This window comes from Streptomyces sp. NPDC048411 (genome assembly GCF_040704695.1).
Taxonomy (GTDB): Bacteria; Actinomycetota; Actinomycetes; order Streptomycetales; family Streptomycetaceae; genus Streptomyces.
Window position 1 is genome coordinate 14,599 of the sequence record NZ_JBEZKL010000042.1, and the last position, 13,295, is coordinate 27,893.

The window sequence follows — 13,295 nt, forward strand, 5'->3', positions numbered from 1 at the left end:
GCTGGTGATCGCCGTAATGTGCACCGTATGAGCCCAGCAGCCGAAGCCGCTCCCGGCGTGCCGCCGAGCGAGCTCGCCGACACCGTGCTGGCGCGTCTGACGCTCCTTTACCCCACGGCCGCCGATCGTGGGCGGGCCGCCTCCGCCGCCGCGTACATGAAGCACGTCGCCCCGTTCCTCGGCATCCCCACCCCGCAGCGCCGGGCCCTGTCACGCACGGTCCTGGACGGCACCGGGCGTCCCGACGAGGTGGACTGCGCGGCCGTCGCCCTGCGCTGCTGGCAGCTGCCCGAGCGGGAGTACCAGTACTTCGCCGCCGACTATCTGCGCCGCCACGTGCCCCGTTGCTCCTCCCGGTTCCTGCCCGTCGTACGGCACCTCGTCTCCACCGTCCCCTGGTGGGACACCGTCGATGTGCTCTCCGCCCATGTCGCAGGACCCCTCGTCGCCGCCGACCCGGAGCTGAAGGCGGTGATGGACAAGTGGATCGAGGACGACAACCTGTGGATCGCCCGCACCGCCCTGCTGTACCAACTGCGCTACCGGGACGCCACCGACACCGAACGGCTCTTCGGCTACTGCCTGCGCCAGGCGGATCATCCCGACTTCTTCATCCGCAAGGCGATCGGCTGGTGCCTGCGCGAGTACGCCAAGACCGATCCGCGGGCTGTCAGGGGCTTCGTCGACGGCGCCCGGGACCGGCTCTCGCCACTGTCCGTACGCGAGGCCATGAAGCACCTCTGAGGCGCGGTCGTCGTGAGAGGAGCTCACAAAACGGGCGCCCGGCTGGAAAACCATTCGACGGGGTCGCGGCCGTCGGCCATGATCGGACCCATGTTCCGGTACGCCTTCCTCGCAGCGCAGTCCGCAGTCGCGGACGCGCCGAAGGCTGCCGTCATCCCTTTCTTCCTCGCTGCCGCCGCAAACACCGCGGCAGCAGCCGCAGTCGACGCAGCAGTGTTCACCGCTGCCGCAGCGCCCATCGGCGGCGCCCGAAGCTGACCCTCCCCCGACAGTCCGGCGGACCCCGTAAGGGGAGGGTCGGCGGGGCCCTGGGGTCTTCTCTCTCAGCTTCGAGTTTCCAAGGAATGAGCCATGCCCAAGACGGCATACGTGCGCACCAAGCCGCACCTCAACATCGGCACCATGGGCCACGTCGACCACGGCAAGACCACCCTGACAGCCGCCATCACCAAGGTCCTCAGTGACCGTGGCACCGGCACGTTCGTCCCGTTCGACCGCATCGACCGGGCGCCGGAGGAGGCACAGCGCGGCATCACCATCAACATCGCGCACGTCGAGTACGAGACCGACACCCGGCACTACGCGCACGTCGACATGCCCGGACACGCCGACTATGTCAAGAACATGGTCACCGGCGCCGCGCAGCTCGACGGGGCGATTCTTGTCGTGTCCGCGCTCGACGGGATCATGCCGCAGACCGCCGAGCACGTCCTGCTCGCCCGCCAGGTCGGCGTCGACCACATCGTCGTCGCCCTCAACAAGGCCGACGCGGGCGACCCGGAGTTGACCGACCTGGTCGAGCTGGAGGTCCGCGAGCTGCTCTCCGCGCACGGCTACGGCGGCGACACCGTCCCCGTCGTCCGCGTCTCGGGACTGAAGGCGCTGGCCGGCGACCCGCGCTGGACCGCGTCCGTCGAGGCATTGCTGGACGCCGTCGACACGTACGTACCGATGCCGGTGCGCTACACCGACGCGCCGTTCCTGCTGCCGGTGGAGAACGTCCTGACCATCACCGGCCGGGGCACGGTCGTCACCGGAGCGGTCGAGCGCGGCACCGTACGCGTCGGCGACCGGGTCTCCGTGCTCGGCGCGGACATCGAGACGGTCGTGACCGGCCTGGAGACCTTCGGCAAGCCGATGGAGTCCGCGCAGGCCGGTGACAACGTGGCGCTGCTCGTACGCGGGGTGGAGCGCGACCGGGTCCGCCGCGGCCACGTGGTGGCGGCGCCCGGCAGCGTGACGCCGAGCCGTCGTTTCACCGCGCAGGTGTACGTCCTGTCGGCGCGGGAAGGCGGCCGGACCACGCCGGTCACCACCGGCTACCGGCCGCAGTTCTACATCCGTACCGCGGACGTCGTCGGGGACATCGACCTCGGCGAAGCGGCGGTGGCGCGCCCCGGCGACACGGTCACCATGACCGTCGAACTGGGCCGCGACACCCCGCTGGAGTCCGGGCTCGGCTTCGCGATCCGCGAGGGCGGCCGCACGGTCGGCGCGGGCACCGTCACTGGCCTGCTCTGATCCGGGCACCGGGCCCGCCAACCGACCCCAAGGGAGGCGGGCTTGGTGCCATGGGCGAGACTGACGGCATGGCAGATATTGCACTGGTGCTCGGAGCAGGCGGTTCCACCGGCGGCGCATGGGAGACCGGCATCCTCCACGGGCTCGCCGAGGCGGGCGTGGACCTGTCCACCGCGGATCTCGTCATCGGAAGCTCCGCCGGGGCCCTCGTCGGCGCTCAGCTCGCCTCCGGCCTGCTCGGCCTCCCGGAACTGTACGCACGTCAGCTGGCCGATCCGCAGGGCGAGACCGGCGGGAAGCTCGGCACCGCCGCCCTCATGCGCTACGCCCGGGCGGTGCTGACCTCGCGCACCCCGGAGGCGTACGGGCAGAAGCTGGCCCGGATGGCGCGGGAGACCCGGACCGCCATCACCGCGGCCGAACGGCAGGAGCTGATCGCGAGCCGGCTCCTGTCGCCCGACTGGCCCGAGCGGCAGCTGCGGATCACCGCCGTCCGCGCGGACACGGGTGAACTCCACATCTTCGACAAGGACAGCGGTGTCCCGCTCGCCGACGCCGTCACCGCCAGCTGCGCCGTCCCCGCCGTCTGGCCGGTCGCCACCATCGACGGGCAGGACTGGATCGACGGCGGGGTGTACTCCCCGGCCAACGTTCATCTGGCCGCAGGGTATGAGCGCGTCGTCGTCATCGCACCGACGGCCAGTGGCAACAAGGTGATCATCTCCCCCCGGTCCCAGGCCACCGACCTCGAAGCGAAGGGTGCCCGGGTCGTGGTCATCACCCCGGACGCGGCCGCCAAGAAGGCATTCGGCCGCAACTTGCTCGACCCGAGCCGCCGGGCGGCCGCCGCGCGCGCCGGACTCGCGCAGTCCGCGGCGCACACCGAAGCGGTCGCCGCGGTCGTCGGCAGCTGAACCGGCACCCCACAATGGGGGAGTGAACGAGCCGATACCCGTGATCCGAGACGTGGACCAGGGCACCGCCAGACTCCTTCCCGACGTGGATCGGGACCGGGCCTGGCTGCTCACGGTCGACGGCGCACCCCAGTCGTACGTCGACCTCGACGATCCGGTCCACCTGGAGTTCGAGTACGCCCGACGGCTCGCCCATGTCCTGGACTGTGCCGCGGAACCGGACGTGCCTCTCGACGTACTCCACCTCGGCGGCGGCGCCCTCACCCTGCCCCGCTATGTCACCGCGACCCGGCCGGGTTCCCGGCAGGTCGTCGCCGAGGCCGACCTGGGTCTGCTCGCCCTGGTCTCCGAGCATCTGCCACTCCCCGACGACAGCGGCATCACCGTGCACGGCACCGACGCCCGCGGACTGCTGGAACAGACGCCACCCGGCACCGTCGACGTCCTGATCGCGGACGTGTTCGGCGGATCGCGCGTGCCCGCGCACCTCACCTCCGTCGAGTACGCGCAGGCGGCCGGGCGGGCTCTTCGGGACGACGGTGTCTATGCCGCCAACCTGGCCGACGGCGCGCCCTTCGCATTCCTCCGCTCGCAACTGGCCAACTTCGCCGCCGTCTTCGAAGAGCTCGCGCTGATCGCCGAACCGGCGGTGCTGCGCGGTCGGCGCTTCGGGAACCACGTCCTGGTCGCCTCCCGCAGCCCCCTCGACACCGCGGACCTGGCCCGCCGCTGCGCCGCAGACGTCTTCCCCGCCCGGGTCGAGCACGGCGCCGGTCTGGCCCGGCTCATCGGCGCGGCACGGCCGGTCGGGGACGCCGACGCGGTCGCCTCACCCGAGCCGCCCGACGGTTCCTTCGGTATCGGCTGACAGCGTCTTCCCTGACGCAACCTCGATGGTTACCGTCCGGCGGGTCAGGTTGCGTACGTCGGGTACGAACAGCACGGCCCCCGTGCAGAGCACGACCAGCGCCGCGCAGCCCCACAACGCCTGACCGCGCCCGACCAGGTTCTCCACGGGACCGGCTACCGCGGTGGCCAGCGGCAGCATCGCCACCGATCCGAACCAGTCGTACGCCGATACCCGCGACAACTTCTCCTCCGGGATCTCCTGATGCAGGGCCGTCATCCAGGAGACGCCGAACACCTCGATGGTCACGCCGCTGACGAACATCACCGCACTGAGTCCGGCCACCGGCAGCGGTACGGCCAGCGCCGCCGACGGCAGGGCCAGCGGGAAGACGCAGAGCGTCCCGGCGAGCAGGAGCCGCCGGGGTTTCCAGCGCATCATCAGCAGCGCCCCGCACAGCGTGCCGACCCCGAAGGTGGCGAGCGCGAATCCCCAGGGGCGGGCGCCGCCGAGTTCGTCCCGGGCGACCAGTGGCCCGTACACCGACTCGGCGGCACCGACCACGGCGACCACCACCGAGAACTGCGCCACGATCGACCACAGCCAGGGGCGGCCGATGAACTCCTGCCAGCCCTCGCGCAGATCGGACAGGAGTCCGCCGCCCGGCTCCCGCGCCGGGATGTGGGCGACGTCCAGGAAGGCGCGCAGCGCACCGGCCACCGCGAAGGCCGCCGCGTCGACGGCCAGCACCCAGCCCGGATTCATCGCCGCGATCATGGCACCGCCGAGCGCGGCACCACCGATGGCGGCCCCGTGCATCGACATCCGGAAGAGTGCGAAGGCGCGGCCGACCTGTTCGCCACTGACACTGGACATCAGCATGCCCTCGGCCGCCGGGTTGAAGAACGCCTGCCCGGTACCGCACAACGCGGTGAGCAGCATCATCTGCCACAGCTTCGGGTCGCCGGCCAGGACCAGCCAGGCGAACGCGGCCTGCGAGACACAGTTGAGCGCGTTCGCCGCCACCATCACCCGGTGGCGTGGCACCCGGTCCGCGATGGCGCCGCCGATGAGCAGGAACAGCACCAGCGGCGCGGTACGGGCGGCTGCCACCAGGCCGACGTCGCCGCCGTCGCCACCGGACTGCAGGACGGCGAACGCCGCGGCGATCAACGCGCCGTGGGTACCCAGGCCGGTGATGATCGCGGCGGCGGTCAGCAGACTGTAGTTGCGGCCGGCCCAGGCGGGGCGGCGGATGCGGGGACGGGGGATGCCGGCAGGAGTCACCGGGGAACTATCGCTGCCGGGCCCCCGCCCTGCCAAGTGCTTTGCCGGAGCAGGGGAGCAGGTCAGGAGGCGGTGACCTCGGTCAGTCGCACCGTGCTGAGGATCTTCATGATCGTGGCGTCCGGGAGCTCGTCCTTGACGGAGTCGGCACCGTAGAGGACCCAGGAGGAGAAGTCACCGTTCTTGTTCTTGAAGGTGAAGGCGATGGTCTTGCCGTCGGAGTCGCACTTCTTCTTCTTCGTGACATTGGGGGCGGTGGCCGTCACGAGGCTGCCGGTCAGACCCGACTGGGTGGTGTACTTCTTCGCCTTGCTGATCTTGATCGTCTTCTGCGGCATGTGCTGCGCGTAGGCGGCCCATGCCCAGGTCCCGGCCTCGCTGTGGGCGTTGGCGTCGGCGTCCGTGGCGCCCTCGGCGCCGCGGGTGCCCGCACTGGCCAGGCTGTACTCCTCCTTGGTGCCGTCCTTGTCGGCGTCGTCGACGCACCACTTTCTCTGGAAGTACGCCGGCGCCGAGAAGCCGATGAGCGGCGAGCCGTCGCCCTTCTTGTCGTCCTCGAAGTACGAGGACGTACCGGGCGCCCCGACCTCCCAGTCACCGGGTACGTCGAACTGGGTGCCCCACTTGGGGTTGGTGACGACCTTCCAGCCGGCGATGAGAGGCTTGGCGTCCCCGTCGGTGCCCCGAGGGTTCGGCACCGCGGAGGACGGGCCCTCGGACGGCTTCGCGGGGGACGACGACGGCCCGTCGTCGGCGACGTCGCTGCCGCCCTTGTTCATCACCACGACGCCGGTGACCGCGGCGGCCACGACCACTGCGGTGGCTGCGACGATCGCGACGACGGTCGTCTTCTTCTTGTTGTCGCCCCCGGGCTGAGGTGCACCGGGCGGGCCCGAGACCGCGTACTGCGGCACGGTGGGCTGCTGGTACGGGTTCGGCTGCTGGTATCCCGGCTGCTGCCCCGGCTGGCCATGCTGCTGATATCCGGGCTGCTGATAGGGATTCGGCTGCTGGTATCCCGGCTGCTGGTAAGGGTTCTGATTCTGGTTCTGCGGGTTTTGCTCGCCCCCGGGCGGCTGCTGTCCTGGCCACATGGCGAGTAACCATAGAGGGACGGTGGCCGGTCGATCACGCCCGCCCCCGTGAAGGAACGGTCAAGGCGGTGGCCACACGGATGCCGAGGGGGAATGTGTGGGCGTGATCCGGGGATGGCCAAACAGTCCTACTCGTGAGTAACCTTCGGTTCATGAGCACTGAACAGATGACAGTCGCCGACATGCTCCTCGCGACGGTTCCGATGGCCAGGACCCTCAACCTCGAGTTCCTCGAGACGACTTCGGAGCGCGCGGTCGTCCGGTTGCCGGACCAGGCCGACTACCACAACCACGTCGGCGGACCGCACGCCGGAGCGATGTTCACGCTCGCGGAGTCGGCCAGCGGCGCGATCGTCATCGCCGCCTTCGGGGACCAGATGTCCCGCGCCGTACCGCTCGCCGTGAAGGCGGAGATCGGCTACAAGAAGCTCGCGATGGGCGTCGTCACCGCCACCGCGATCCTCGGCCGGCCGGTGGCGGACGTCGTCGCCGAACTCGACGCGGGCAAGCGGCCCGAATTTCCTGTCGCCATCGAGATCCGGCGTGCGGACGGCGCGGTCACCGGCGAGATGACCGTCGTGTGGACGCTCCGCCCGAACGCCTGAGCGGCCTGCCTCCCCAGCTGGGCCGTCCCGCCCCATCGGGGGTGCGGGGCGGCCCATCGCACTGTCCGGGCAGGTGGCACGACAGGTAGGCTGCCCGCCGTGCGCCGAGGAGTTGCCCGACGGGCGACGGCACATCAGCACGGGAGGAACCGGCGTTGCACATCCAGGAGTGGCTGGAGACAGTCCCCGCAGTCAGCGTGTACGTCCTGGTGGGCGTCGTCATCGGTCTGGAGAGCCTGGGCATTCCGCTGCCGGGCGAGATCGTCCTCGTCAGCGCGGCGCTGCTGGCCGCCGGACACAGCGGCATCAACCCCGTGATCCTCGGTGCCTGTGCGACCGCCGGGGCGGTCATCGGGGACTCGATCGGATACGCCATCGGCCACAAGGGCGGCCGGCCGCTCCTCGCCCGGCTCGGCGGGAAGTTCCCCAAGCACTTCGGCGAGGACCAGATCGCCATGGCGGAGCGGTCGTTCCAGAAGTGGGGCATGTGGGCGGTGTTCTTCGGCCGCTTCGTCGCGCTGCTGCGTATCTTCGCCGGACCGCTGGCCGGCGTCCTGCGCATGCCGTACTGGAAGTTCCTGATCGCCAATGTGCTCGGCGGCATCGTCTGGGCGGGCGGGACCACGGCGGTCGTCTACTCGGTCGGAGTCGTCGCCGAGGCCTGGCTCAAGCGCTTCTCCTGGCTCGGCCTGGTGGTCGCCGTACTGATCGGGCTGACCTCGATGCTGGTCCTCCGGAACCGGGCCAAGAAGGCGGCGGCCCAGTCCGCCGAACGTACCGTGGCCGAGGCGGAGACCGTACCGGCAGCGGACTGAGCCCGGGCGGCCCGGCTCACCGGGCCGACCGCTCGTCCGTCACTCAGCCCTCGTGCGCCTGACGGTGCGCCTTGGCCAGCTCCACATACCCGACGGCATTGAACGTGATGCCCTCGAGCTCCTCCTCGGTCAGCTCGCGCTTGACCTTGGCGGGCACGCCCGCGACGAGCGAGCCCGGCGGCACCCGCATCCCCTGCGGTACCAGTGCCTGGGCCGCGATCAGCGAACCGGCGCCGATGTGCGCACCGTTGAGGACCGTGGCCCCCATGCCCACGAGAACATCGTCCTCGACGGTGCAGCCGTGCAGTACGGCGTTGTGTCCGACCGAGACGCGCTCGCCGACCGTGACGGGGAACCCGGGGTCGGTATGGACGCTGCAGTTGTCCTGGATGTTGCTGCCGGCACCGATGGCGATGGGAGCGCAGTCGGCCCGCAGGACAGCCTGGTACCAGACGCTGGAGCCCGCTGCCAGGGTCACCTCGCCGATCACGACCGACGTCGGCGCGGTGAACGCGTCCGCGTCGATGTCCGGCTCGTGGCCGCCCATGCCCGTGATCAACGCCTGCTCTGCCATCGCCCGTTCCTCCGTGTCTGCGACCGTGGTTGCCCGTTCGCGCCAGGGGAACCGTATGTGACAGCCGGACGGCCGCCGGTGAGTGGGGTGAACATCACAAGGGGCCACGGTGACCGGCCCGGGTGCGCCGACTACGGTGAGCGAGTGCCCAAGAACAGCAACACGTTCTCCTCCCTCACCGCCTGGCGACGGCGCCTCCTGTCCCGAGCCGTCCACCGCGGCTGGCGTGCGGTACAGGAGGCCGGCGCGATCACCGCGGAACACCCGGGCGGGCTGCGGTTCGGCCGTATCGGCGAGGGGACCCGGCTGGCGTTCCCCCAGGGCACGGTCTTCGGGGAACCGTGGATCGAGCTCGGCGACCACTGCATCATCGGCGAACAGGTCACCCTGACCGCCGGACTCATGCCGGACCTGGACCTCGGCTCGGAACCCATCCTGACCCTGGGGGACGGCGTGGTGCTCGGCCGCGGCAGCCACGTCGTCGCCGACACCACGGTGGCCATCGGGTCGAACACGTACTGCGGACCGTACGTCTACATCACGTCGACGAACCACAGCTACGACGATCCGCACGAGCCGGTCGGCCGGCAGTGGCCGCGCATGGAGCGGGTCACCATCGGACCCGGCTGCTGGATAGGCACGGGTGCGGTGGTCCTGCCGGGAGCCAGGCTCGGGCGCAACGTGGTGGTCGCGGCGGGCGCGGTGGTCCGTGGCGAGGTGCCCGACCACGCGGTCGTGGCCGGTGCGCCCGCACGTGTCGTACGCAGCTGGGACCCGGAGAAGGGCTGGCAGCCGCCCCTGCGCACGCCCGCCCCGGTGCCGATCCCGGAGGGCGTGACGCCCGAGCAGCTGCTGGCCGTCGCGGAACTGGAAGACAACTAGGGTCTTTCGTTCGGATCAGGGAGCGGGGTCCGGCCAGACCTGCTGGACACCCCTGGCACGAGTCCGCCGCCTACCCGGTGGCGAGCAGAACCGTTCCCACCAGAGCCAGACCGGCCCCTGCCGCCTGCACGGTGCGCAGCCGCTCACCCAGCACCCCGCGTGCGGCCAGGGCCGTGACCACGGGATAGAGCGAGGCGAGTACCGCGGCCACGGTGACCGGGCCGTGCTGCGCGGCGATCGAGTACGTGCCGTTGGCTGCGACATCGGCGAGGCCGACGAACGCCAGGGCGGGCAGCGAGGCCCGGATCACGGCCGCCCCTCCCTCCTCGGGCAGCGCACGCCCTCCGCGGCGCACTGATACGTACAGGGCCGTACCGCCGACCGCGATATTGGTGAGGCGCTGCACGAAGAGTGCCAGGAAAAGCCCGGAGACCGTTGTGGAAGCCTCCGCGATCAGCGACATCACCGCCCCGAAGCCGAAGGCCGCCACCAGGGTCAGCATCACCGCCCGACGCCGGACCGGTGCCCCGCGCAGCTCCGGCCCGCCCGCCAGCACGATGCCCACGACCGCCACGGCAGCGCCGGCGAACTGCAGCAGACCGGGACGCTCGCCGACGATCAGCCCGACACTCACCGGCACGGCGACGCCCAGCGATCCGAGCGGGGAGACGACCCCCATCGGACCGAGCGCCAGCGCCTTGTAGAAGCTCAGCATCGCGACCGGCCCGACCGCGCCCGCCGCGACGGCGAACCAGAGTTGTGGTCCTGCCTCGCTCCAGCCCCCGGTCGCGACCACGACGACGCCCAGCACGAGGGCTGCCACGGTCTGCGAGACGACGACCACCGTGAGCGCGGGCACACGTCGCGTGAGCAGCCCGCCGCCGAAGTCGGCCAGCCCCCACAGCAGGCTGGTGGCCAGGGCGAACAGTGCTGTCATGGATGCCTCGCAGTACAGTGCGATGAACGAGTGGGTGCACCACACCGTAGTGCAGTATTTTCGACTCTGTCATCCAGAATATTGGACGGAATGTGTCTGACCTCGACCAGCTCACGCAGTCGCTCGCGCGCAACCTCAAGCGCTGGCGCGGCGAACGCGGCTTCACCCTGGATGCCCTCGCCGCCCGTGCGGGTGTCAGCCGAGGCATGATCATCCAGATCGAGCAGGCGCGCACCAACCCGAGTGTCGGCACCACCGTCAAGCTCGCCGACGCGCTGGGTGTCAGCATCACCACCCTGCTCGACTACGAACAGGGTTCCCATGTGCGGCTGGTGCCCGAGAGTCAGGCGGTGCGTATGTGGTCCACCGAGGCGGGCAGCTCCACGACCCTCCTCGTCGGTACGGAGGCCAGGGGTCCCCTCGAACTCTGGTCCTGGCGCCTGATGCCCGGCGAGGGCAGCGCCTCCGACCCGCATCCCGAAGGCACCGTCGAACTCCTGCACGTCACCACGGGCGTACTCACCCTGGTCGTCGACGGTGAGGCGCACTCCGTACCCGCAGGCACCTCCGCCACCTTCGAGGCGCACCACCCGCACACCTACCGCAACGACGGCGCCGAGCCCACCGAGCTCACCATGGCGGTCTCCATCCCCCCGGTGCGCTGAGTTCACCGGCTGAGACGGCCAACCGGGCCCCGCACAGGCCTTGTTAAGTTGCATCCATGCGCGCACCCATCGGCTCCTTCGAGAACGCCGGCCCAGCCGTCGACCGCCTCGGCCTCCTCACCCCGCCGGTCGCCAAGGCCGTGAGCGAGGGATGGGGAGACGTCCCCGCCGACCGGATCCTCCACGTCGACACGGACCCGGCGATCGCGGACACGGCGGCCTTCGTCGAACACCACGGTGCCGACCTGCTCGACAGCTCGGCCAACTGTGTCGTGGTGGCGGGCAAGCGTGGGAGCGACGTCACCCTGGCTGCCTGCGTCGTCCTCTCGCGCACCCGCGTCGACGTGAACGGGGCGGTCCGCAAGCACCTCGGCGCCCGCAAGGCCTCCTTCGCGCCCATGGACACGGCAGTCGGCGAGACCGGCATGGAGTACGGGGGCATCACCCCGATCGGGCTCCCGGACGAATGGCCCCTGCTGCTCGATCCCGCGGTGGTCGACCAGGAATGGGTACTGATCGGCAGCGGGAGTCGCCGGGGCAAGCTGATCGTCCCGGGCAAGGCCCTGGCGTTGCTGCCGAACGCGGTGCTTGTCGAGGGGCTCGGTATGGAGGTGTGAGGCGTGGGTCGTCAAAATGGCGGAGCGTCGGGGTGGCGGGGTGAGCGATTTGCCCCCTTCGGTAGGTTGATGCACCGTTCGTGCATATCTCCGACGCGGTCCATGACGCGCACCTTGACGAAAACGTTCTCGACCTCGCACATTGCCTTCGCCGTGAACCAGCCGGGAAACATTAGTCCTTGTGCAGGTATGGGCCGACCCCGATCGATGAAATCCGACGCGAAGTCCTCGCGATGCCGAAGCCCGCGTAACTCGATGCCGACGGTGGCTTCCCGACTGCTTCCCCATTCTGCGGAGTCCTCGGCTCCGTCGGCTTGGGCGGAAGCGGTGAACTGGACCTGGTAGGTGATCTCGTCGATGACGGCTATGTCCTGTGCGCCGTTCAGGAGATGGCACGCCCGGGCGAGCTGGTCATCGGGTGCAAGTTACGCCCGCGCCCCCCGCAGCGACGGAAGTCGGCGGGTGGCGAAGTCGACCGCGTCGGTGAAGTCGAAGAGGCGGGCGGTTGCCGAGCCCACCGGGCCGGTGCGTACCGCCGCGCCGTTGTCAGTGCGGGTGAACTCCGCCCCGAGCGCGGCGAAGTCGCTGTCGTCCAGTGCCACGTCCTCGTACTCCCACCAGTGGCGCCTGCCCCGGGTGGTCACCACGCAGCGGTAGGTGCGGCGGGGCGGGGTGGGGACGCGGTACTCGCCGAGGTGGAACGCGGTGCAGGAGTCGAAACCGGTGCCCAGCAGCAGCACTTGAGCCCGTACGTCGTAGAGGCAGGCCAGCGGTGAGTCCTCCCCGAGGTGACAGTCGGGGCGATGGTGCGCGACCAGCTTGCCGGCGAGGGGGCCGAGGGCGGCGAACGAGGTCTGGGGGTGGCTGCTGCGTGCCGCCCCCGGGGTGAGCCGTACGGTCTCCGCGAGACGGCCCATCGACGGTGCGGCCGTGGTGGCGGGGTCGAACGGCGGCATGCTCGCGCGGACCGCCTCCCGGGCGTGGTCGGTGAGGCCGCGGACCCGGTTGCGGTATTGGGGGGAGGTGTCGGAGTTCTCCGGTGTGAACGACGGGACGATCAGGGTGCCGTCCTCGCCGAGCGCGTCCCGCAGCGCACCGATCACGGCACCGGCCCCGCCGCTGACCGCTCCCACCGCCCGTATCGACGCATGCACCAGGAGGGCGCCGCTCCGCTCCACGCCGAGTCGGGACAGCTGACCGGCCAGCCGGCTTCGGCGGTGGGCGACGTTCACGGCACTCGGCGCACTGATGACAGTCACAAGGGGGCATTCTCCCAGCGGAGTGTTAGGTGTGATACCCCGCACATTCGGCCGAGGGGCGATATACCGCTTATCGGTCAAGAAGGGGTATTTCAATCGCCGGGCAGTGGTCCATCACCATGTCGAGTCCGGCCGCCCGGGTGCGTTCGTACGCAGCGTCGTCGATCACGCCGAGCTGGAACCAGACCGCCTTCGCGCCGATCCTGACGGCCTCGTCCGCGACGGCGCCCGCCAGTCCGCCGTTGACGAAGACGTCCACGACATCGACCGGGAACGGGATGTCGGCCAGCGACGCGTATCCCTCTTCGCCGTGCACCCGTTCCGCCTTGGGGTGGACCGGGACCACGCGCTTGCCGAATTGCTGGAGGACCGCGGCGACGCGGTAGGCCGCGCGCGACTCGTTGCCGGACAGTCCGACCACGGCCCAGGTGTCGCCCGTGTCCTGGAGAATCCTGCGGATCGTCTCTGTTTCGGCCTCTGCAGTGTCTGCGTACATGATCCGGACAACGGACCGCGGCCGCGGGCCATTCCCAC

16 protein-coding genes are annotated in these 13,295 nt (G+C 70.4%); 10 read left to right on the forward strand and 6 right to left on the reverse strand.

Features of this window, described 5'->3' with window-relative positions; all coding sequences use genetic code 11:
• The first annotated feature begins 27 nt into the window (after window positions 1-27).
• The 5 genes from AB0915_RS17165 to AB0915_RS17185 all read left to right on the forward strand — a co-directional run bounded on the left by AB0915_RS17165 (window position 28) and on the right by AB0915_RS17185 (window position 4,047).
• Window positions 28-744 (forward strand): DNA alkylation repair protein, encoded by a 717-nt coding sequence (locus tag AB0915_RS17165; protein WP_366691863.1) that lies wholly within the window; start codon window positions 28-30, stop codon window positions 742-744.
• Between the two features lie 90 nt (window positions 745-834).
• The gene (locus AB0915_RS17170) at window positions 835-1,002 is read left to right on the forward strand and encodes a hypothetical protein (RefSeq protein WP_366691864.1); all 168 of its coding nucleotides are present in this window, start codon (window positions 835-837) and stop codon (window positions 1,000-1,002) included.
• 93 nt (window positions 1,003-1,095) lie between these two features.
• Entirely contained in the window at window positions 1,096-2,265 is a 1,170-nt protein-coding gene (tuf, locus tag AB0915_RS17175; protein WP_037690479.1) for an elongation factor Tu, read from the forward strand.
• Between the two features lie 68 nt (window positions 2,266-2,333).
• Window positions 2,334-3,179, forward strand: a complete 846-nt coding sequence (locus AB0915_RS17180; RefSeq protein ID WP_366691865.1) for a patatin-like phospholipase family protein — start codon at window positions 2,334-2,336, stop codon at window positions 3,177-3,179.
• A 22-nt stretch (window positions 3,180-3,201) separates the two neighbouring features.
• Entirely contained in the window at window positions 3,202-4,047 is an 846-nt protein-coding gene (locus tag AB0915_RS17185) for a fused MFS/spermidine synthase (RefSeq protein ID WP_366691866.1), read from the forward strand.
• Here AB0915_RS17185 and AB0915_RS17190 read toward each other — a convergent pair.
• Together AB0915_RS17190 and AB0915_RS17195 are read right to left on the reverse strand one after the other, a co-directional pair.
• The gene (locus AB0915_RS17190; RefSeq protein WP_366691867.1) at window positions 4,009-5,313 is read right to left on the reverse strand and encodes an MFS transporter; all 1,305 of its coding nucleotides are present in this window, start codon (window positions 5,311-5,313) and stop codon (window positions 4,009-4,011) included. The two genes, AB0915_RS17185 and AB0915_RS17190, sit on opposite strands and share 39 nt — an antisense overlap.
• A 62-nt stretch (window positions 5,314-5,375) precedes the next feature.
• The gene (locus tag AB0915_RS17195) at window positions 5,376-6,407 is read right to left on the reverse strand and encodes a hypothetical protein (RefSeq protein ID WP_366691868.1); all 1,032 of its coding nucleotides are present in this window, start codon (window positions 6,405-6,407) and stop codon (window positions 5,376-5,378) included.
• A 167-nt stretch (window positions 6,408-6,574) separates the two neighbouring features.
• On the opposite strand from AB0915_RS17195, the gene AB0915_RS17200 reads away from it, so the two are divergent.
• A complete protein-coding gene (locus tag AB0915_RS17200; protein ID WP_366691897.1) occupies window positions 6,575-7,012 on the forward strand; it encodes a DUF4442 domain-containing protein in 438 nt (145 codons plus the stop codon).
• 155 nt (window positions 7,013-7,167) lie between these two features.
• Window positions 7,168-7,827, forward strand: coding sequence for a DedA family protein (locus AB0915_RS17205; RefSeq protein WP_366691869.1), 660 nt, complete (start codon window positions 7,168-7,170; stop codon window positions 7,825-7,827).
• A 43-nt stretch (window positions 7,828-7,870) separates the two neighbouring features.
• Here the strand turns inward: AB0915_RS17205 and AB0915_RS17210 are convergent, their stop codons facing one another.
• A complete protein-coding gene (locus AB0915_RS17210; RefSeq protein WP_366691870.1) occupies window positions 7,871-8,401 on the reverse strand; it encodes a gamma carbonic anhydrase family protein in 531 nt (176 codons plus the stop codon).
• A 144-nt stretch (window positions 8,402-8,545) separates the two neighbouring features.
• Here AB0915_RS17210 and AB0915_RS17215 point away from each other — a divergent pair, with 144 nt between their 5' ends.
• Window positions 8,546-9,283, forward strand: a complete 738-nt coding sequence (locus AB0915_RS17215) for an acyltransferase (RefSeq protein WP_366691871.1) — start codon at window positions 8,546-8,548, stop codon at window positions 9,281-9,283.
• Window positions 9,284-9,353: 70 nt separating this feature from the next.
• On the opposite strand, the gene AB0915_RS17220 is transcribed toward AB0915_RS17215, so the two are convergent.
• Window positions 9,354-10,220 (reverse strand): DMT family transporter, encoded by an 867-nt coding sequence (locus AB0915_RS17220; RefSeq protein ID WP_366691872.1) that lies wholly within the window; start codon window positions 10,218-10,220, stop codon window positions 9,354-9,356.
• Between the two features lie 92 nt (window positions 10,221-10,312).
• Between AB0915_RS17220 and AB0915_RS17225 the strand changes: the two genes are divergently transcribed.
• Together AB0915_RS17225 and AB0915_RS17230 are read left to right on the forward strand one after the other, a co-directional pair.
• Complete coding sequence (locus tag AB0915_RS17225; protein ID WP_366691873.1) at window positions 10,313-10,885, forward strand: XRE family transcriptional regulator; 573 nt, start codon at window positions 10,313-10,315, stop codon at window positions 10,883-10,885.
• Window positions 10,886-10,941: 56 nt separating this feature from the next.
• Window positions 10,942-11,502 carry a YbaK/EbsC family protein gene (locus AB0915_RS17230; protein ID WP_366691874.1) on the forward strand — a complete coding sequence of 187 codons (561 nt, stop codon included), beginning with the start codon at window positions 10,942-10,944 and terminating at the stop codon, window positions 11,500-11,502.
• Between the two features lie 425 nt (window positions 11,503-11,927).
• Here the strand turns inward: AB0915_RS17230 and AB0915_RS17235 are convergent, their stop codons facing one another.
• A complete protein-coding gene (locus AB0915_RS17235) occupies window positions 11,928-12,707 on the reverse strand; it encodes an AAC(3) family N-acetyltransferase (RefSeq protein ID WP_366691898.1) in 780 nt (259 codons plus the stop codon).
• Between the two features lie 124 nt (window positions 12,708-12,831).
• Window positions 12,832-13,257, reverse strand: a complete 426-nt coding sequence (locus AB0915_RS17240; RefSeq protein ID WP_366691875.1) for a CoA-binding protein — start codon at window positions 13,255-13,257, stop codon at window positions 12,832-12,834.
• Between the last annotated feature and the right edge of the window lie 38 nt (window positions 13,258-13,295).